This window comes from Micromonospora sp. WMMD1274, assembly GCF_049179035.1.
Lineage (GTDB): Bacteria > Actinomycetota > Actinomycetes > Mycobacteriales > Micromonosporaceae > Micromonospora > Micromonospora tulbaghiae.
On sequence record NZ_JBMHMG010000001.1, the window covers coordinates 1,740,566 to 1,759,678 of the forward strand.

Sequence of the window (19,113 nt, forward strand, 5' to 3'; positions counted from 1 at the left end):
GGGGCCGGCATGGCGACGTTGATCCTGCCGTACGTGTTCCTCAACCACATGGGGTCCGGGGCGTTCGTGGCCGCGCGGGCCGCGCCGGACCGCCGGCGGCAGGTGGGCCGCGACGGGGAGGTCCGCACGTACGGAGCGGGCCGCCGCCGGGCCGTCACCAAGGCGGGCCGGCTCCACGAGATGCAGCTGCGGCTGGTGCAGGTGCCGCAGGCGTCGGTGGACCTGCTGGAGCAGTGGACCGGTCAGCACGTCCTGTACCGCGACGACCGGGGCCGCCGGTTCGTGGCCGTGTTCCTGCGCCTGGACGACCACGAGTGGCTGGCCGACAAGCAGCGCTACGACATCAGCCTGACGCTGCTCGAAGTGTCGTGGGAGGAGGCGGTGCCGGCATGATGCAGCCGCTGACCGCGTCGCCACGCGACCAGATGACCACCGCGCAGGTGCGATGGCTGATCCAGGACTGCCCGGCCGTCGAGGCCGGCAACGGCTGTGAGCTGGTCGACCAGAACCTGGAGACGATCGACGACATCTCCGACGACTTCACCGGCGGGACGGTTGACCGCCGCTCCTACAACACGCTGCACGGCTCCGCGCAGCTGGCCATCGCCCGCACCCTGGACTGGGGAACAGCGATCGTGCGCCCCTACCTGACCCTGACCGACGGGACGATCTCGGCCCGGTTCAACCTGGGGGCCTACTACACCAGCCGGCCGCAGCGGCGCACCGGGCAGGACCCGCCGGCGCACGCGGTGGTCGGCTACGACATCCTCGACCGGCTCAACGACAAGACCGGCACCGCGTACGCCGTCGACGCGGGCGTCGAGGTGCTGACCGCCGTCGAGACGATCCTGCGCGACCGCGGCTACACCCGCTACATCCTCGACCCGGCGGCGGCCGGGAAAACCCTGCCCAGCGCGTACGTCAGCCCCCTCGACGACGACAAGACGTGGCTGACCATCGTCAACGACCTGCTGAAGACGGTCGGCTACCAGGGGGTGTGGTCGGACTGGAACGGCTACCTGCGCGCCGAACCGTACGCCCGTCCGGCGGAACGGCCGGTGGAGTGGCTGTACACCCTCGACCCGGCGCAGGCGATCATCTCCCCGGAGCGGGCGTACACCCTGGACACGTACGCGGCCCCGAACCGGTGGGTCGCGATCCGCGCCAACGACATCGACGGCGCGCCGCCGGTCGAGGGCGCCGGGATCTTCACGTGGGAGAACCAGTCGGCGGGGCCCACGTCGATCGACGCCCGCGACGGCCGCGTCATCACCAGGACGCTGCGGATCTCCGCCGCCGACCAGGCGGCGCTGGAGACGCAGGCATGGCTGGACATCGACGCCGACATGCGCCGCCCGCAGACGATCACCCACACCACCGGCCCGAACCCGCTGCACTGGCACTTCGACCGGGTCGCCCTGGACGACCCGGCCGCCGACGGCGCGGAACGGTGGGCGGACGTGCTGGCCACCGGATGGCGGCTGCCGCTGGACGGCGGCGACATGGACCACGAATGGACCGTGCTGTGATCCCCACCGGTTTCATCGCGCGGCTCGTCGACATCGTCGACGCGCGCCTGCGCGCGGCGGAGAAGACCACGGAGACCACCGGCACGCTGGTGACGGTGTCCGGCCGCTACGCCCACGTGATCATGGACGGTGATCCGATGCCGCTGCCGTGCAAGTTCGTGGGCGGGCTGACACTGCTGCCCGACGCGCGGGTGCTGCTGCGCCGCTACGGCGACGAGTGGACCGTGACCGGGTCGTTCACCAAGGACTACTGGCCGCGCCACAACCGCAGCCTCGACGCGTTGACCGGGCAGAACAACACCGCGCCGGCGCTGGGCTCCCCCGAGGTCGGTTTCGTGTTCATCGCGCCGCCCTCCGGCGCCGTGATCGTGACCGTCGGCGGGCACATCACCCAGACCAGCAACGGCAACACCGCGTACCTGTCGTGGTCGGTGCGCGCCGGCGACGACTGGACCAACGGCACGCCGGTGCACGGCTTCGACGGAAGGTTCGGCATCTCGGCGGGCCGTCCGGTCAACAGCGGCGCCGCCGCGGTCAGCGCGGGCAGCCACACCAGCCGGCTGGTCGGGCTGGAGCCGTGCGCCCCCTACGTGATCCGGACCGGGCATTGGACGACCCCGGCCGGCGGGATGACCGTCGAGTACCGGTACGTGCAGGTCGACGGGATTCGGTGAGGAGCAGACAGTGGGATCGACAGCCACCATCCACACCACCACGCAGGCGGGGCAGCTGCGCTACCCGGGCGGGCGGCGCATCGACCGGCAGAGCAGCACCGGGCACCTGTTCTACGTGGCCGTCACCGACAGCGGCACCGCCTTCCAGGTGTACCGGTCCACCGACAAGGGCGTCAGCTGGGCCGCGTTCGGAGGCACCCGCGCGGCCGAGGCCGCGGTGCAGGAGATGGGCGGCCTGTTCGTCGACTGGCAGAACCGCCTGTACTGGACGTTCCGCACCAACCACAACGGTCAGGACCGGGTGTGGATGCAAGCCGCGGTGATCACCGCGTCGGGCCTGTCGTGGCACGCGGCGCTGCTGATGGGTGCCGCGTCCAACGGCGGTAACCCCGGCTCCTACTTCTCCGGGGTGGCCGTGCCGCTGGTGGTGCGGCTGCGCGACGGCCGCAGCGTCGGGTTCGTCGCGGTCGCCCACCAGGGCACGACGGTGATGGCGCTGCGGCTGTACGGGTTCACCATCGCCGCCGTCGGGCAGCCCCGCGCCGCCACCACCGTCACGAACAAAAGCCTGTGGACGTTCACCGAACCGGCCGGCGGTCACCAGGCCCCCGCGGTGGGCTACGAGCTGTCGCCGGCGCACGCCTGGGTGGCGTGGGGCCGCACCTACCTGTGGACGGTCAAGCTGCCGTGGACCGGCAGCAGCTGGACGGGGCCGAACACGGCCGTGCGGTTGTCGCAGCAGGGCACCGACATTCCGGCTCCGCCCGCCATGGACTCGGTGCCGGCGGTGTGGCGCAACCCGGGCTGGCTGGTCGCGCAGCCCTACCAGTACAACACCGGCCAGGTGATTGTGTGGGAACGCAACCAGGCCAACACCCGCACGACCCCGTACGTCACGCCGGCCCACCCGGCCGGCGTGGTCCGGCACTGCACCCTGTCGTACAACAACGTGACCCGCGACTTCCGGGTGTACGCCGTCGGTACCTCCAGCGCGCTGCTGTACTACATCGACTACTCGGTGGCGGCCGGCACCTGGTCGGGCTGGTCGACCGTGTCGGCTACCGCGGTCGCCGGCGTCGACAACTACTCGGTGCGCCGCGACTCGTTCGGGTCGGCCCGCTACGACGTCGTGCTGGCCGGCGGCGCCGCGTCGCCGTGGAACATCACCCACGTCTCGCAGGACCTGACGTATGCGCCGTTCGCGCCCACCTGGCGTTTCGGGGAGGGCGGCAACAGCCTGGACGCCAACGGCCGCGCCTGGGACGTCACCCGCGACCTGGACCTGCGGTGGACGTTCTCCGACCCGGACAGCGCCGACACGCAGTCGGCGTGGGCGATCTCCCGGCAGATCGGCACCGGCACCGTGCAGTACCTGCGGGCCTCCGACAACACGTGGCAGGCCACCGAGCAGAAGAACTCCAGTGCGACCCCGGCGCGGACACTGCCCGGGTTCACGTGGGGTGTGACCACCGACCCGAACCACTCGTACCGGGTGAAGGTGTGGGACTCCACCGACGCAGCGAGCGTGTATTCGGCGGCGCTGGTGGTCGTCCCATCAGGCAAGGTCAACCCGACGGTCACCGCCCCCACCCCCAACCAGGTGATCACCCAGGACACCGTGACGGTCACGTGGACGGCCGCCGAGCAGACCGCCTACCGGGTACGGCTGAGGATCCTCGCGGAGACGGTGTACGACTCGGGCTGGCGGGCCGGCGACGCCACCAGCCACACCCCGGACCTCGCCCTCGGCGACGGCTTCTCCTACGCCGCGGTGGTCGAGACCCGCAACGCCGAGGGGCTGGGCAGCGACGAACAGTCGGTCACCTTCTCGGTGGACTTCGTCGAACCGGCCACCGCCACGGTGGCGCTGACCCCGATGCCGTCCACGGGCATCATCCGGGCGGCGATCAGCAACCCCGCGCCGGTCGGCGCGCAACCCGCCGTCGCCGCGCAGGAACTGTACCGGCGGCCGGTGCTGAACCCGTACCTGGTCGAGCACTACTTCGAAACCGCGGACATGTCCGGGTGGACGGCGCCGCACGCCGGCACCGCCGCCCGCAGCAGCAGCCGCGCCCATCAGGGGTCATGGTCGTATCAGCTGACCAGCGACGGCACCGACGCGCTGGGCAGCCACGTGCAGACGGCGCTGATCCCCTGCACGGCGGGGGTCCGCTACTACCTCGACATGTGGGCGACCGCGTCGGTGTTGAAGGACGTGTTCGCGCAGCTGCGGTGGTACGACTCGGGCGGCGCGCTGATCGTCGCCGACAACGGGATCGGTAAGCCGCCGCCCGCCGTGCACACGTGGGAGTACCGGTGGGCGGTCGGGGTCGCGCCAGGCAACGCGACGCACATGCGGCTGTGCGGAGTGCTGGACAGCTTCCCCGCCGCCGGCGACGTGATGTGGGTCGATGAGGTGCGGGTGCGCGTCAACGACCCCAGCCAGGGTGTACGCATCGCGGCGGGGCTGCCGTCCGGGTCGGTGTTCGACGACTGGCAGGCCGCATCAGGGGTGGCCTACGAGTACCGGGTGCAGGTCCGCGGGGTCAACAACGCGACCGTCGGCGGCGTGTGGACCGCCTGAATCGAAGGAGAGGTGCGACTGATGACGCACGTGGCGAGCGCGGACGGCTTCACCGGCATGTTCGCAGCCAAACAGGACCAGGAGTGGTCCGGCGGTGACCAGGCCACCAGCGTGCCCGCCGGCGGGCACGTGTACTGGCTGTTCGGAGACTCGATGCTCTCAGGCGGGGAAACCGCAGCCGGCGCGTACCCGCCCGGCGCGGTCATGGTCAGCAACCGCATCCTGCGCCAGCACGGCGGCGACCAACTGGTCAACGCCGTCACCGGCGGCGGCGTCGGGGTGCCCGACCCGGCGACGCACACCCCACAGAACCAGGAACGCTACTGGCCGCAGGCCGGGTTCACCGTCGGCGGCAAGCTGTACGTGCTGGCGCAGCGGGTGCTGGCCAAACCGGCAGGCGACGGTTTCACGTGGGTCGGGGTGGAGATGTTCCGCTACGCCATCGGTGCGGACGGGCAGCTGACCCTGGAGGCGGTGGTGGCCACCCCGTCGACCGGTGTGACCGGTAAGCGGGGCGTACCCGCCAGCGTGCAGTGGGCCGGTGAGGCCGTGGTCGACGGCGGGTTCGTGTACGTGTTCGGGCACGTCGAAGCCGACAGCAACCCGTACGTCGTGCACTACACCTACCTGGCGCGGGTACCGACCGGGCAGGTGGAGGTACCGTCCGCGTGGCGGTTCTGGGCCGCGTCGACCGGCCAGTGGGTGACGCAGGTCAGCCAATGGAACACCGACCCGGCGAACCAGCGCGACGCGATCGTGTCGTCGCAGGTGTCCTCAGCGAACGTCGTAGGCGGCCGGTGGGTGCTGCTGCACAAGCCGTGGAACGGTTTCGGCAGCACCGTGTACGCGGAGACCGCGACCGCGCCGACCGGCCCGTACACGCGCACCGCCCTGTTCGAGTCGCCGGCCGGCACCTGGCGGGGCCGCGAGTACGTCACGTACTGCCCGCAGCTGCATCCGGAGCAGCAGTTGGCCAGCGGAAAGACGCTCGCGTCGATCGCGTGGAACGGCAAAACCCTCACGGACACGATGGCCGACGCCGACCTGTACAAGCCGCGTTTCGTGGAGGTGGTGTTGCCGTGACGACCGCACCGGCCAACCTGCTGGCCGTCCGCCAGCTGCTGCTGACCCACCTCAACGTCGACAAAAACCGGGCGCACGCCGACGACCTGGAGCCGGCGGAGGTCGGCATCGTGGGCGACCCCGCCCACCGGGGCGGCTACCACTGCGGCTCCGACCGGGTCGTCTCCCGGGACTACTCGGTGGTCGAGTCGTCCCGGGACCGGGCCGGCCTGTCCTCGTACGCGTGCGCGCTGGACGTCGGCCAGTTCGAGGTGACCACGCCGAAAGGCCGCTTCGACCTGCCCCACTACTCCCGCTGGCTGGTCGCCCAATGCGAGGCGAACACGCCGGACACCCGAGACATCCGCGAGGTCATCTACAGCCCGGACGGGCGGACGGTGCGCCGCTGGGACCGGCTCGGCAAGCGCACCAGCGGCGACAGCTCGCACCGCTGGCACACGCACCAGAGCTACTTCCGCGACGCGATCAAGGCGGGCCGGGACCAGACCGCCGTAATCCGCCGCTACCTGGCCGAGATCGGCCTCACCACCAGCGAAGGGACCGCCCAAATGTTCTGCAAGCACGGTGACCGGGGCGAGAACGTCCGCGCCCTCCAGTACGCCCTCCACAACATCGGCTTCCCGCCCGGCACCATCGACGGCACCTACGGTGACGCGACCGCCGCGGCGCTCAAGAAGGCCGAGGCGTCGATCGGCGTAACCTCCGACGGCAAGACCTACGACGCCGACTCCTACACCCGGATCCAAGCCCTGTTCGTCAAGCGGTTCTCCGCCGGCGAGCGCGGGCCGAAGGGCGACCCGGGCGGCCTGACAATGGACCAGGTCGCCACCGAGCTGGCCACCCGCATCACCGCCCGCCCGGCAGCGACCTGATGGTCGCCCGCCCCCGCCGCTGGTCCCGGGTGTTCGGCTACGTCGCGGTAGCCGCCGCCGGAATCGGCGCGGCGATCGTGCCCGACCCGCGCGTAGTCGAGGTGACCGGCCAATGGGTGTACCTGTGGGCCGGGTTCCTCATCGCCGGCGGAATCTCGGCCGCGGTGGGCTCCCTGACCGACCGCTGGCTGGGCGAAGCCCTGGGCTGCCCGCTGCTGGCCACCTCCCTGGCCGCCTACGCCGTGGTGCTGGCCGCCACCCGCCAGCCGCCCCTGGTCATCGGCGGGCTGTTCCTGGCCGGCATGGCCCTGCTGATGTGGGCGCGCAGCCGCGACATCGAGCTGCTGCGGCGGGAGGCCACCCGGGCAGCGCACATCCGCAACGGAGGTCCGAATTGACCGTCACGCAGGCCGTCGTCGCGATCGTCGCCGCGCTGCTCACCACCGGCGGTCTGGCGTGGGCGCGAGCGTTGCTGCGCGGTGTCGGCTCCGTCCGCGCGGGCGTGCGGGCCACCGAACGGGCAGCGGTCGCCGACCTGGCGCAGCGGGCCGCCGACGCCGAAGACGACCGCGACTACTGGCGCAACACTGCCGGCGCCTACGCCTACCAGCTGCGCCTGGCCGGCGTCGTACCGGTTCCCGCCGATCCCGTACCACCGTCGGCCCGGCGCGGTAACCCCCGCGCGGCCCGGCGACGGCTGCACACACAACCACCCCAGGAGGACCCCCGTGACTGACCCGGCAACCACAACTCAGGCGCGGCACCCGTGGCGGGCGGTGCTCCGCACGATCGTGGCGTACATCCCGCCCGTAGCGGTCATGCTGCCCGAGGCGGCGAAAGCCGCAGGCATCGAACGGTGGGCGTGGGTAGCGGCGATCCTCGCCGTCGCCGGCGGCATCACCCGCGTGCTGGCGGCGCCATCGGTGAACGTGTTCTTCCAGAAGGTGTTCCCGCCGCTGGCCGCCGCGCCACGGTGGGAGCCGCCAAGGGAGCGGTGACCATGTGGCCCTTCCGCCGCCCTGCCAAGCCTCGACCGTCCCGCCGGGACCGCCACCCGTCGCCGTACCTCGTCCAGCGACCTCCGCGGCGCAGCGCCCCGCCGGCACCCCCACCCCCGCCGTCCGGCTGGCCCGGTCTGGCGGGGACATGCGACCGTCCGCCCGTTGGGTGGCACTGCCCGCGCGGACACGGCCACGACGGACCGTGTGCGGCCGTGCCGGTGGCCGGCCCGCCGACTATGCCGCACTGCGACCAGGCAGTGCTGCACGCCCCCGGCGAGTGCACGTACTGCGATGCGCACCCGGACTGGCAGGAACTGCGCCAGCTGTGGGGCATCGCGTTCACCGGCCATACCCCGAAGATCGACGCGGAACGGATGTGGCTGTCGGAGGTGCCCGTGCCCGTCCGAAGTACGCCAGCCAAGCAGCGGGAACCAGGTGTGGCCGGGCAACCTAGCGGGCTAAATTGTCGTACCGCGCCGCTACCCTTCCGGCCCATGGCAGATGACCAGACCACTCCGTCACCCGATGAAGCCCGCGACGCACTCCTGGACGCCATCAAGCGCGGCGCGGACCACTTCAACCCGCAGATCCAGCCGGGGAGCACGATCCGGGACCTTGCGGAGGCATATGCCTTTGTGACGGGAAAGCATGAGCCGGGAACCGCGCCGAAGATCACAGTGCGGCGCTGATCAAGTTCTTAACGATGAAGCCCTCGGTGCGCACCGAGGGCTTCATCACGGCTAACTCTCGTCAGCCGACAGGGCGACCAAAGGTCGGGGCTGTCCCAAGCCGACTCACATAGAACTTGGCCTGCCAGTCCTCGCGCTGCTCGCCGTCAACAGACACGCGCCACGAATACCAGCGGCCGGGCTGCAGTGGCAGACCGCCCTGCATGTTGATAAGCATGCTGACTTGCGCGGGAGAGCCGTTCGGGGCCCCAAGGGGGGGCCCCGCAACGGGGCGGTGCTCGATGCGGACCGGTTGCGCCTGGTCCGGACTGGTCGGCAACGTCACCGCCTGCCCGTCTTCGTCTATGAGTTCCGCGATCAGCAGGATCTCCCGGTTCGCGCGGTCCCAAGGTATCTCCACGAAGATCGCGATAGACATGTCAGGGGTACGACCGTTCGGTCCCACCTGGGTCTGCGACCACCCGGCTCCGAGCAGATTGAGCTTCCCCACCGAGTCCTGCGTGCCGACGTCAGCGAGGACGATGTTGACCTTCACGCGAGACTGAGCCTCCCGGGGCGGCGGTCGCCGCCAAACACCGACTTTGTCACCGTGTCCGAGTTTCCAGCGGCGGTGGGTGAGGTGTTGACCAAGGTGAGCGGAGTCCTCACGGGGGCAGATTCGAGACTCTCGACCCGCCGCATGACCTCACCCATGTCGATATCTTCGTCGTCTACCCAGTCGTATGGCTCGCGGCTGTCCATGACTCCAGTCTGCCCTTTCTAGGAGTGAATCAACACGTCCGATCAGTTGAGCGTGCCCTAACTTCTCGGGGAACGGGCCGTCCTCAGCATCCACACTCCTTCACGTTCATCGATGGGATGAAGTGATGCAAGGATAGGCCGTCCACCGTAGGTCCCGCCAAGGGCGATTACGCGCCATCCGTGTTCCGGGTGGTCCTCCCACCACGCCCGCACGTCCCGTCGCAAGATCAGGGCCTCGCGGACCTCCTCTGGAGAAACATTGTGTTTGGTCCGAATCTTCCTTTCTATGGCGGGAGCGATCCTAATATCCGCAATATAGACCGACCGCGCCACGCTGCGAGTGTCCTTCCTATGCCTTGACCAGGCGACCTCGAAGATCGTGCACCTGGTGCACGGACCCCGGGGTGCGCGACGTTACCCGGACATCGAGAAGATCACATCCCCTCATGTCGTTTATCAGACACGCCGCTACTGCGGTATACGTCGACTGCCGCGCTCAACGAGCCCGCCCGCAGGGCACGAGCCAGCGCCGACGATCGGCAGGATCGGCAGCGCGGCGCCGCGGTGACGTCCCGGCCAGCACCGACCGAACCATGAAACGGCCCCGCCCTCCTCCGGCAGGACGGGGCCGCCTCGTCGTGTCCGGGGGCCAGGCGGCTCGACAGGATGCTGCTGAAGTCAACTCGGAACGGGCCGGGAAGCCGGAAACCGACGTTCATGCTGCCGCCGTACGGGCGGTCGCCAATGCCTCACAAATAGTATGTCGCGATAGAACCTGAGATCATCCGCGCCTCGATCTCTTGACGTGCGTGGGGATCAGACGGCCCGCCAGCGTGCCCGCGCCTCCCCGCCCTTACGTGTACACCGCATCGGCGTGCCTTTGGCAGTAAGCCCGTACGCGCCCTCCGGTGCGCAGAACGCGCCCGGCCGCACCTTCCCGACCGGCTTCGCGATCGTCGGCTTCGGCTTCGGCTTCGGCTTTGTGGTGGTGACTTTGGGTGCGGGTTTGCGGGTGGGCGTGGTGGCGCGTTTCTTCGTCGGCAACGGCTTCACGGCCGGCGTTGGCGTCGGCGCCGCTGTCGTGGGAGCGTGTGTGGTTGCTGGCGGTTCGGTGCCGGGCGTGAGGCTGGCTTCGGCGGCGGGAATGCTGGTGGCGATGGGCCGCGCGGCGGGTTGTGGGCTGCCGCAAGCGGTCAGGGCGAGCAGGACCGTGAGTACTGCGGTACCGGCGCGCGCCTTCTTGCCGCGCTTCGCGGACGCCGGTCCGGTGGCCCGTTCGGGCATCATCAAGGGATCCCCAGTCATGGTGGTCGCTCTAGGTGGTCGAGCAGGCACGCTACCGATCTAGGTCACACTGCGCATATTCGATGTAGCGATAGCGTGCTGAGGTGGATAGGTCAGACTCTCCTCGGCCCGCTGGCTGTCCCGGATCGACCGCCTCAACCGATCACTCGCGTGCACCCTGCACCGTTGCCGCGCGTTGCGGCAGGCATCTACAGTCCTGATTGACCGCTTTGCTCCGACCAGTCGAGGAGCGCGACCACCTATGCCGCCGATCTTGCCTGTGCCGCCGCCGGATGCGCCGCCCCCGAACGACACGCGGAGCCCGTTCTCCCCGCGCGGCAAGGTCCGGCCCACCGCATGGAAGGTGCCCGTGGACACGGCGGTAGAGGATGCAGTCGCTGCCGGGTTTAAGGTGACGAGCCGCAGCGGCCCGAACAGAGTCAACGTGCAGCGGGACTTGATGACGGCGGCGACGATCACCCCGATTCCTGGGGGCGTGGTCGTGAAGCCGGCGTGGACGACGGCGCAGCTGGCGATCGTGGCAGGGGTGCTGGTCGTGCTGTTCCTCGGGGTGTGTGGCCTTCCCGTGGTCGGTGGCCCCGCCTAGTTCCTGACGAACGGGTGAGGCCCTGGCCAGCACCGACCAAACATGCAGCGGCCCCGTCCTTCAAGAGGGCGGGGCCGTTTACGCCTAGTGGCGGCCCGAGCCGGCTCTCGTCAGCCCGGACCGCCACTGCCAGACGAGGCTCAGCAACGGTAACGCCAGCGCCCCCTCAGCACCCAGCTTGATCGACTCTTTATGGCGAAGCGGTATGACCAGCAGCCGCGGCCCGCTCCGCCCCCGGGCAATGGGGCGGCCACTTGTCTCATCTGCACACGCCAATCTCCGTTTCGTCGGGGAGGGACCACCGCAAAGCGGCTTCGTCCTATGGGATGACGTTATAAGGCGAGACGCACGGAAGACCTTGCCCGACGATGGCCCTCAATATAAGTTCGGGGTAGCGAGCCAGTTACGCAAAGTAGACGAACGGGAGGTTCGCCTGAGTTGGATTGCCGCAACCTCGCGCATTTTTTGCCATGCCAAATTAGGAGGGCGAGTGAGCAAGAAACTGCTAGCGCTGCGACTAATGACTGCCTCTGGATTGCTTGCTTTGGCGGCAATCCTTCCGACCTCCCCCGCCTACGCCACACCGACCGGATGCTCGAACGGCGCCTCGGGAAATGGGTGGACAGCTTACTGCTCTTCGGGCACTGGGACGTACCGGGCGTACGCCAAGTGCTACAACGCTTCGGGCACCAGCTACATCACCCGCTACGGCCTCTACAGGAGCCCGGGTGGCAGTACATCTACCGCAACTTGCACTAGCAGTGAACAGGTCGGTGGCGGCGGCATTCAGTTCGGATGATGCCCGATTAGTTGCGGCGTCGGAGCTAGACGTATTTTCTTATGCGAGGGAACCCAGTGCGCTGGGCCCTCGCATAAGCGCTCCCTGCTATCGCCAGTTGTACAGGAGCACGGTTGAGGCCGCTAGAAAGATGCTGGCAACTATAAGGCTACGGGCGACACGGGCTCGCCGGATGCACCGAAGCCGCGCACCATGCGCCATAGCCGTTCCGAGCATTCGCCTTGAGTTGTACTGCGGCCCGAGGGTGGCGCGGTGACTCAAGCTTTTACGAACACGCGCCTCAATTTCCTCGTACATTGCGTCTCCATCGCCAGTCGATAACAACCTTCGGGGCAACTGGCAGCCGCATCGCGCCTTGCCGTGCTGCCCACATTTGGGAAGACGCCGCCGCACCCGTCGCGCGTTGACTACGCATGAGAGCTGGGCTCCGCAAGCTACTGCTGTTCTGCGGGGCCTCGCTCTGGTGGCTGCTCGCGGCACTGAGACGGGATTGTCATGTTGCGCAGCGCGTCTTGTGGCTTGGCCCGGGCCAGGTAGTCGCGGCGCCACTGCCGCCGCTTGCGTCGGCAGGGCCGGCATCCCCAGGGCAGCAGCTTGCGTTTCCCGCACATCCAGCACGCTGTCACGGCATCCGCACTTCCCCGCTGAGCGCGTGAACTGCGTCGAGGGTCAGGGGTGCGACGACAAGGATGGTCAGCAGCGCCACGACAGCGGCGATCAGCGCGATGCGCCGTCGGCGCCGCCGGTCCCGCGCCGCATAGTACGCCTGGTATTCGGCCCAGCGTGGGTGTGATCGCAGCCGCTGGAGACGTTCCTCGGGTGTCACGGTCAACCTCAGTATCGGAGCGCCGGCAGTGTCGGCTCGACGAGCGCGAGGGCGGCGGCGGCAGCACCGATGGCAGCGGCGGCGGCAATGGTTCTAATCACGGGAGTCACCTCCCCTCGCGTGTGCGGATCCAGTGGAGCATTCCGTGCACCATGAGCACTAGGTTCCGTTCATAGTGGTCGGAGTGACTCTCGGAACAATCAGGCCACGGCTAGGCCGCCTGGCGCTTCCTGCACGCCGGGCACCCGCAGGGGCATATGACGGGCCTATGGCTGGCTGAGGCTGACAGCGCAACCCACACCCCCGCCATCATTCGTGAGTGAACGGTTGGATACGGACGATGATCCTCGGGTGGGTGTGCGGCCTGTGTTTCGCGGGTGAACCGGCGCACGGCGAACCGGTCCCACTGCCGCCGGTCGGCATCACCGGTACACCGCTGCCCGCCCCGTCGCCCGTGCCGCACGTGATCGAGGTCGTCCCGGTCACACCGACGCCGCCGGCCATCCGGCCGCCGCGCTCGCCCGGCTCGTCACGTAGGCCGGCGCCTCCGGCGGTGCCCACCACGCCGCCGCCCGCCCCGGCCACGGTGCCCAGCGAGGCTTCAACGGCGCAGCCGGTACCGCCCGCACCGCCGCCGCCCGCCCGGCCGGACACCGGCCCGGCCAGGCCGCCAGGTCACCCCGACACGTCGGACGACCGACCCCGTCCCCTGCCGCCCCTACCGCCGTGGACGGCCCCGCAGGCCGTCGTGCCGCCCTCTACGACCGTCACCGCCGGCGGCGATTCGGGATCCCCGACCTCGGGAACACCCGTGCCGCCGACATGCCCGCCCTCACTGTCCCGCGGTGAGGCGGTCGTGGCCGTGAACACGCAGGCCACCAGCCTGCCCGTGCCGCGCGCCCCTCCCCCACCACGACCACTCCTGATCACCTCGCCAATCTGGAGCTGATCAGGAGATGACGTCATGGAACGAGCTGTGATTTGGGTGCCCGACACCATCACCGAGCCGGTGCCGCCGGCCGCGAAGTGCATGTCCTACGCCGAGGAGCAGGGCTACCACGTGCAGGGAGTGGTGCACGCGGTGTGGGCGCGGGCCGAGGAAATGATGTTCGCCGGCGCCGTGGACGTGGTCATCGTCGCCGATCCGGCGCACCTACCCGCGAAACGGCCGCCTCGTATCGAGGTCGCCGGCCCCGTGGCCGCCCCTGACGAGGTCGCCGGGCGGTGCACACCGCGTCGCCGTCGGCCCCGACGTCCCCGGTGAACACCTGTGCGTCTCGTCCCCCGGCCAGCGTGCGGAGGACGAGACGCACGTGCCTACGTCAGTCGAGGGGCAGCGGCAGGTTGTCCACGGCGGCGCGCTTGAGCGGCCCTGTGGTGTCGAGGTAGATCTGCGTGGTCGACGGGGACGAGTGGCCGAGCAGTTCCTGCGCGACGCGGATGTCCCCGTCGGCGGCCCGATGCACATGTGTGCCGTACCAGTGCCGCAGCCGGTGCATGGTCACGCCGCGGTGCCGCAGGGTGCGCTGGAGGTGGTAGTTGGCGCGTTCGCGGACCTGGCGGCGGTTGGCGCGGCCGGTGCCGTCCGGGTGGCGGGCGACCGGCCCGTCCGGCAGGTCCCGCACCGCGGCCCACACGGCGGCCGGCGTCGGCACGATGCGCTCCCGGTCGCCCTTGCCGCGGATCCACGTGTCCTCGGCGGTGATGTGCTGACGGTCGAGGCGGGAGATCTCGATGCAGCGCAGACCCTCCCCGGCTGCCAGCAGGTACCACAGGCGGAAGGGGTCGCGTCCCCGGCGCAGGATGTCGCGCAGCTGGTCGTGGGTGACCGGGCGGGCTGCCCGGCGCGGCACGTCGACGCGGGGCAGGTAGCGGCTGGGGTCGAAGTCGAAGCGGTCGGCTTCGGGACGTTCTTCGCTGCATCCCCAGCGAAAGAACCCGCTGACGGCGGCGCGGTAGAGCGCGCGGGTGCCGGGCTTGCGGCCATCGGTGTAGATCACGGCGCGTAGTTCGTCGGCGTTGGCGTCGCACAGGCCGTAAGGCAGGTCCCGGTCGAGACGGGCCAGCAGGTCGGTGTAGGTGTCGAGGGTGGTGCCGCTGTGCCGGCCGTTGGCGCGTAGGTCGTGGATGTAGGCGGTGATGTACGGGTCGGTCACCGGTCTGCCCGCCTGCTGGCATCCCGGGCGGTGTCGCGTCGGATCTGGACGCAGGCGATAGCTCCGGGCAAGAGGGCGGCCAGGGTGTGTGCCGCTTCGAGGTCGTCGTCGGAGAGGCTGGCGACGGCGTCGATCAGCAGGTCCTCGCTGCTGAAGGTCATGCTCCAGTCCTGGTCGAGCATGACTGCGGCGCCGAGTTGCTGCCGGCCGGTGGCGGACAGGCGACGTGGCGGGCCGTAGAACGTGGATAGGGTGCTCATGGTCGGACCTCCCGAGTCCGGTCGAGGCCCCGGCGCGTCGTTGCGAGCGACGCCCGGGGGTCGCCTTATTGCTGGTCAGCGCGCTTCATACGGGAATCGTGCATCGATCCTGGTCAGCGCGGCATCGTCCGTCCGGCAGGACGATTCAGGCGCGGCCTGCGCTGGCTCGGGTGCGTGGGGGATACCGGGCGGGTGACCTCAGCCGCGGGTCGGCCGTTCGGCTGGCGCGGGCGGCGAGGACGTTCGGGCGTGGTCCGGCCGGCTGCGTGAGATGCCTGACTGGGCAGGTCTTCCGAACGATTGTTCGGTCAGACTAGCGTCATGGCTGAGAACTCCCCCGTCGAGCCCGCTGCCGAGTTTGTCACAGACATCGGCCTGCGCCGCATCGACCACGTCGGGATCGCCGTGGCCGACCTGGACGCCGCGATCGACTTCTACCAGCGCACGTTCGGGATGCGCTGCGTGCACACCGAGACCAACGACGAGCAGGGCGTACGCGAGGCGATGCTGGCGGTCGGGCCGGACGCCTCCGGCGGCATGGTGCAGCTGCTCGCCCCGCTCTCGCCGGACACCACGATCGGCAAGTTCCTGGACAAGCGCGGTCCGGGCATCCAGCAGGTCGCGTACACGGTGGCGGACATCGACGTGGCCTGCGCGGCGCTGCGCGAGCGCGGCGTACGGCTGCTCTACGACGCACCCCGGCGCGGCACGTCGAACTCCCGGGTCAACTTCGTGCACCCCAGGGACGCCGGCGGCGTGCTGATCGAGCTGGTCCAGCCGGCCTGACGTGCGGGGAGGGGGTCGGCCGCGGCCCCCTCCCGGCATGTGGGAACGCGCGCGGCAGTGCGCGCTTGCGCGTTCCCACGGACAGCTCCACGCATCGGTGGATGCAGTTTTTCACAGAGGGGTTCCCGCTTTAGCTACCGTTCAGTAACGTCCGCCCGAACAGCAGCGGCGACCGGTGCCGAATGTGTCGATTGCCGACATGGCGGTCCCGTCGCACCGGTGCCGACGATGGCAGCACCCCTGCCCGCGTCGTGCGGGTGTGGACAAACGGGAGGTCACCGTGCAGGACATCCTCGAAGCGATCATGGCGGCGGAGGGTTCGTCGCAGCCGGAGCGGGAGCTCGCCGGCCTCGCCGCCCTGCCCGTGCCGGAGAGCTACCGGGGCGTGGTGGTGCGTGCCGAGGACACCCGCATGTTCGAGGGCATGGCCACCCGCGACAAGGACCCGCGCAAGGCGCTGCACGTGCAGGAGGTGCCCACCCCCGAGCTGGGCCCGGGTGAGGCGCTCGTCGCGGTGATGGCCAGCGCGATCAACTACAACACGGTGTGGACGAGCATCTTCGAGCCGCTGCCCACCTTCAAGTTTCTGCAGCGCTACGGCCGGCTCTCCGAGCTGACCCGCCGCCACGACCTGCCGTACCACGTGGTCGGTTCGGACGCCGCGGGCGTCGTGCTGCGCACCGGGCCGGGCGTGACCAAGTGGAAGGCCGGCGACGAGGTGGTCGCGCACTGCCTGTCGGTCGAGCTGGAGGACTCCGCCGGTCACGACGACACGATGCTCGACCCGCAGCAGCGGATCTGGGGCTTCGAGACCAACTTCGGCGGCCTGGCCGAGCTGGCGGTCGTGAAGGCCAACCAGCTGATGCCGAAGCCGCGCCACCTGAGCTGGGAGGAGGCGGCCAGCCCCGGGCTGGTCAACTCCACCGCGTACCGGCAGCTCGTGTCGCACCACGGCGCGAACATGAAGCAGGGCGACGTGGTGCTGATCTGGGGCGCCTCCGGCGGCCTCGGCGGCTACGCCACCCAGATGGCGCTCAACGGCGGCGCGATCCCGGTCTGCGTGGTCTCCTCGCCGGAGAAGGCCGAGCTGTGCCGCAAGATGGGCGCCGAGCTGGTCATCGACCGGACCGCCGAGGGGTTCAAGTTCTGGAAGGACGAGCAGACCCAGGACCAGGACGAGTGGCGCCGCTTCGGTGAGCGCATCCGCGAGCTGACCGGGGGCGAGGACCCGGACATCGTCTTCGAACACCCGGGCCGGGAGACGTTCGGCGCCAGCGTCTACGTCGCCAAGAAGGGCGGCACGATCGTCACCTGCGCCTCCACCAGCGGCTTCAACCACCAGTACGACAACCGCTACCTGTGGATGCACCTCAAGCGGATCGTCGGCAGCCACTTCGCCAACTACCACGAGGCGTGGCAGGCCAACCGGCTGGTCGCGCTGGGCAAGGTGCACCCCACCGTGTCGAAGACGTACGCGCTGGAGCAGACCGGCCAGGCCGCGTACGAGGTGCACCGCAACGCGCACCAGGGCAAGGTCGGCGTGCGGTGCCTCGCCCCCGCCGACGGGCTCGGCGTCCGGGACATCGAGATGCGTTCGCGCCACGAAAGCGCCATCAACCGGTTCCGCGGTCACTGACCGTACGGTCGCCCCGGATTGCCTTTCCGGCCGACCGGGGCGCCATTCGACCGGCGTACGCACAAAGGGCCGCGGGTGCCGACCCGCGGCCCTTTTCGCGCCGCCTTCCCCGCAGAAGCCCGACCCGCCCCACCCGCCCGGGAGCTGCCAAGATCGCCAATTGGTCCGGTCTCACCGGACGGCGGAGTTGACCATGTAAACAGGACGCGAAAGGTGCCCACCGCTCTTGCGAACCACCCTGGGGCGTCTGCCAGTATGTCCCAATGCCCCAGCAGCAGTCCTCCCCTCTTGCGTTCTTCGATAACGCGAACTCACAGCCCGATTTCACCGTTGGCCTGCGTGGTTACAACACCAACCAGGTCGACGACTTCATCGGCCGCCTCAGCGCCGCCCTGAGCCAGTCCGAGCAGGCCCGCGCCGAGGCCGAGCAGCGGATGAACGACGCTCAGCGCCGCCTGCGGCAGGCCGAGCAGCGCCAGAGCGCGCTGGAGCAGAAGCTCACCGAGACCAACAAGCAGCTCGAGGAGAACAGCCGGCCGACCCTGTCCGGCCTGGGCACTCGCGTCGAGCAGATCCTGCGGCTGGCCGAGGAGCAGGCCAACGACCACCGCAACGAGGCCAAGCGCGAGTCGGAGGGCATCCTCTCCGCCGCCCGCCTCGAGGCGCGCGAGATCACCGACAAGGCACGTGCCGAGGCCGCCGCCATGAAGGCGACCGCCGAGCGCGAGGCCGGCAGCGTCCGTACCGCCGCCGAGCGCGAGGCCGCCGAGGTCCGCGTGCAGGCCCGCCGCGAGGCCGACACGCTGCGCGCCGACGCCGACCGCGAGACCAAGCAGCTGCGTACGGTCACCGCGCACGAGGTGGCCGAGCTGAAGTCGACTGTCGAGCGCGAGGTCGCCACGCTGCGCGCCACCGCCGAGCGGGAGATCACCCAGCAGCGGGCGAAGGCCGCCCGGGAGGCCGAGGAGAAGCGGGCCGAGGCGACCAAGCTGCTCACCGACGCGCGCGACAAGCGCGACAAGGACCTCCAGGCCCTGGAGCTCCAGCTCGCCGAGCGGCGCGAGAAGGCCGAGCGCGAGGAGTCGGAGCGGCACGCCGCCCAGGTCGCGCAGACCCAGAAGCTGGTGAACGAGGCCGAGCAGCGGGCCCGTGCCGCGCAGGAGCGGGCCAAGGAGATCGAGCAGCGGGCCGAGGCCCGCCGGGTCGAGTCCGAGCGCACCGCCAACGAGACCGTCGACAAGGCCAAGGCGCTGGCCGACAAGACGCTCAACGAGGCGCGCGCCGAGGCGCAGCGGGTGCTCAACGAGGCCCGCACCGAGGCCGAGCTGACCACGCAGGCGGCCCGCCGCGAGGTCGAGGACCTGACCCGCCAGAAGGACGCGGTCACCTCGCAGCTCGGGCAGATGCTGTCCGGCCTGGCCGGCATCGTGCCGGGCGTGCCGGCCGGCGGCAAGGCCGAGGCGCCGAAGGCGGACGCCTCCGGCCAGAAGGTGTCGGCGGAGTCGGCCGGCTGATCGAACACCCGCTGTCGGGGGCATGAGCCACGGCGCGGGGTGACGCCGGGTGACCGGTGTCGCCCCGCGCCG

At 70.0% G+C, this 19,113-nt stretch carries 21 protein-coding genes; 16 read left to right on the forward strand and 5 right to left on the reverse strand.

Annotated elements, in window-relative coordinates; translation table 11 throughout:
• The first annotated feature begins 9 nt into the window (after positions 1 to 9).
• The 10 genes from ACN27D_RS07820 (at position 10) to ACN27D_RS07865 (ending at position 8,432) form a co-directional block, all read left to right on the forward strand.
• Complete coding sequence (locus ACN27D_RS07820; protein ID WP_358174822.1) at positions 10 to 393, forward strand: hypothetical protein; 384 nt, start codon at positions 10 to 12, stop codon at positions 391 to 393.
• Positions 390 to 1,529: a hypothetical protein gene (locus tag ACN27D_RS07825; protein WP_358174819.1), complete on the forward strand. Its 1,140-nt coding sequence runs from the start codon at positions 390 to 392 to the stop codon at positions 1,527 to 1,529. The genes ACN27D_RS07820 and ACN27D_RS07825 overlap by 4 nt, the downstream gene beginning before the upstream one ends.
• Positions 1,514 to 2,203, forward strand: a complete 690-nt coding sequence (locus ACN27D_RS07830) for a hypothetical protein (RefSeq protein WP_358174816.1) — start codon at positions 1,514 to 1,516, stop codon at positions 2,201 to 2,203. The genes ACN27D_RS07825 and ACN27D_RS07830 overlap by 16 nt, the downstream gene beginning before the upstream one ends.
• 10 nt (positions 2,204 to 2,213) lie before the next feature.
• Positions 2,214 to 4,787 (forward strand): hypothetical protein, encoded by a 2,574-nt coding sequence (locus ACN27D_RS07835; protein ID WP_358174814.1) that lies wholly within the window; start codon positions 2,214 to 2,216, stop codon positions 4,785 to 4,787.
• Positions 4,788 to 4,808: 21 nt separating this feature from the next.
• Positions 4,809 to 5,870 (forward strand): hypothetical protein, encoded by a 1,062-nt coding sequence (locus ACN27D_RS07840; RefSeq protein ID WP_358174812.1) that lies wholly within the window; start codon positions 4,809 to 4,811, stop codon positions 5,868 to 5,870.
• Entirely contained in the window at positions 5,867 to 6,742 is an 876-nt protein-coding gene (locus ACN27D_RS07845; RefSeq protein WP_358174810.1) for a peptidoglycan-binding domain-containing protein, read from the forward strand. The genes ACN27D_RS07840 and ACN27D_RS07845 overlap by 4 nt, the downstream gene beginning before the upstream one ends.
• Positions 6,742 to 7,140 carry a hypothetical protein gene (locus tag ACN27D_RS07850; RefSeq protein ID WP_358174808.1) on the forward strand — a complete coding sequence of 133 codons (399 nt, stop codon included), beginning with the start codon at positions 6,742 to 6,744 and terminating at the stop codon, positions 7,138 to 7,140. The genes ACN27D_RS07845 and ACN27D_RS07850 overlap by 1 nt, the downstream gene beginning before the upstream one ends.
• A complete protein-coding gene (locus ACN27D_RS07855; RefSeq protein WP_120573421.1) occupies positions 7,137 to 7,478 on the forward strand; it encodes a hypothetical protein in 342 nt (113 codons plus the stop codon). The genes ACN27D_RS07850 and ACN27D_RS07855 overlap by 4 nt, the downstream gene beginning before the upstream one ends.
• Positions 7,471 to 7,740, forward strand: coding sequence for a hypothetical protein (locus tag ACN27D_RS07860; protein WP_358174806.1), 270 nt, complete (start codon positions 7,471 to 7,473; stop codon positions 7,738 to 7,740). Before ACN27D_RS07855 ends, ACN27D_RS07860 begins: the two co-directional genes overlap by 8 nt.
• Before the next feature lie 215 nt (positions 7,741 to 7,955).
• The gene (locus ACN27D_RS07865; protein ID WP_358174804.1) at positions 7,956 to 8,432 is read left to right on the forward strand and encodes a hypothetical protein; all 477 of its coding nucleotides are present in this window, start codon (positions 7,956 to 7,958) and stop codon (positions 8,430 to 8,432) included.
• Positions 8,433 to 8,493: 61 nt separating this feature from the next.
• Here ACN27D_RS07865 and ACN27D_RS07870 read toward each other — a convergent pair whose 3' ends face one another.
• Both ACN27D_RS07870 and ACN27D_RS07875 read right to left on the reverse strand, forming a co-directional pair.
• Positions 8,494 to 8,967 carry a DUF6941 family protein gene (locus ACN27D_RS07870; RefSeq protein WP_358174802.1) on the reverse strand — a complete coding sequence of 158 codons (474 nt, stop codon included), beginning with the start codon at positions 8,965 to 8,967 and terminating at the stop codon, positions 8,494 to 8,496.
• Complete coding sequence (locus ACN27D_RS07875) at positions 8,964 to 9,173, reverse strand: hypothetical protein (RefSeq protein WP_358174799.1); 210 nt, start codon at positions 9,171 to 9,173, stop codon at positions 8,964 to 8,966. Before ACN27D_RS07875 ends, ACN27D_RS07870 begins: the two co-directional genes overlap by 4 nt.
• 874 nt (positions 9,174 to 10,047) lie before the next feature.
• Between ACN27D_RS07875 and ACN27D_RS07880 the strand changes: the two genes are divergently transcribed.
• Both ACN27D_RS07880 and ACN27D_RS07885 read left to right on the forward strand, forming a co-directional pair.
• Entirely contained in the window at positions 10,048 to 10,521 is a 474-nt protein-coding gene (locus ACN27D_RS07880) for a hypothetical protein (protein WP_358174797.1), read from the forward strand.
• Positions 10,522 to 10,719: 198 nt separating this feature from the next.
• Positions 10,720 to 11,064, forward strand: coding sequence for a hypothetical protein (locus tag ACN27D_RS07885; protein WP_358174794.1), 345 nt, complete (start codon positions 10,720 to 10,722; stop codon positions 11,062 to 11,064).
• 1,421 nt (positions 11,065 to 12,485) lie between these two features.
• Here ACN27D_RS07885 and ACN27D_RS07890 read toward each other — a convergent pair.
• Positions 12,486 to 12,695, reverse strand: coding sequence for a hypothetical protein (locus ACN27D_RS07890; protein ID WP_358174791.1), 210 nt, complete (start codon positions 12,693 to 12,695; stop codon positions 12,486 to 12,488).
• A gap of 958 nt (positions 12,696 to 13,653) precedes the next feature.
• Between ACN27D_RS07890 and ACN27D_RS07895 the strand changes: the two genes are divergently transcribed.
• Positions 13,654 to 13,953: a hypothetical protein gene (locus ACN27D_RS07895; RefSeq protein ID WP_358174788.1), complete on the forward strand. Its 300-nt coding sequence runs from the start codon at positions 13,654 to 13,656 to the stop codon at positions 13,951 to 13,953.
• A 58-nt stretch (positions 13,954 to 14,011) separates the two neighbouring features.
• Here the strand turns inward: ACN27D_RS07895 and ACN27D_RS07900 are convergent, their stop codons facing one another.
• Both ACN27D_RS07900 and ACN27D_RS07905 read right to left on the reverse strand, forming a co-directional pair.
• Positions 14,012 to 14,845 carry a tyrosine-type recombinase/integrase gene (locus ACN27D_RS07900; RefSeq protein WP_358174785.1) on the reverse strand — a complete coding sequence of 278 codons (834 nt, stop codon included), beginning with the start codon at positions 14,843 to 14,845 and terminating at the stop codon, positions 14,012 to 14,014.
• Positions 14,842 to 15,105: a hypothetical protein gene (locus tag ACN27D_RS07905; protein ID WP_358174782.1), complete on the reverse strand. Its 264-nt coding sequence runs from the start codon at positions 15,103 to 15,105 to the stop codon at positions 14,842 to 14,844. The genes ACN27D_RS07900 and ACN27D_RS07905 overlap by 4 nt, the downstream gene beginning before the upstream one ends.
• A 321-nt stretch (positions 15,106 to 15,426) precedes the next feature.
• Between ACN27D_RS07905 and mce the strand changes: the two genes are divergently transcribed.
• The 3 genes from mce (at position 15,427) to ACN27D_RS07920 (ending at position 19,041) form a co-directional block, all read left to right on the forward strand.
• Positions 15,427 to 15,891, forward strand: coding sequence for a methylmalonyl-CoA epimerase (mce, locus tag ACN27D_RS07910; protein ID WP_350814885.1), 465 nt, complete (start codon positions 15,427 to 15,429; stop codon positions 15,889 to 15,891).
• A gap of 280 nt (positions 15,892 to 16,171) precedes the next feature.
• The gene (gene ccrA, locus ACN27D_RS07915) at positions 16,172 to 17,527 is read left to right on the forward strand and encodes a crotonyl-CoA carboxylase/reductase (protein WP_421501119.1); all 1,356 of its coding nucleotides are present in this window, start codon (positions 16,172 to 16,174) and stop codon (positions 17,525 to 17,527) included.
• 263 nt (positions 17,528 to 17,790) lie between these two features.
• Complete coding sequence (locus tag ACN27D_RS07920; RefSeq protein WP_047894792.1) at positions 17,791 to 19,041, forward strand: DivIVA domain-containing protein; 1,251 nt, start codon at positions 17,791 to 17,793, stop codon at positions 19,039 to 19,041.
• Positions 19,042 to 19,113: the final 72 nt, after the last annotated feature.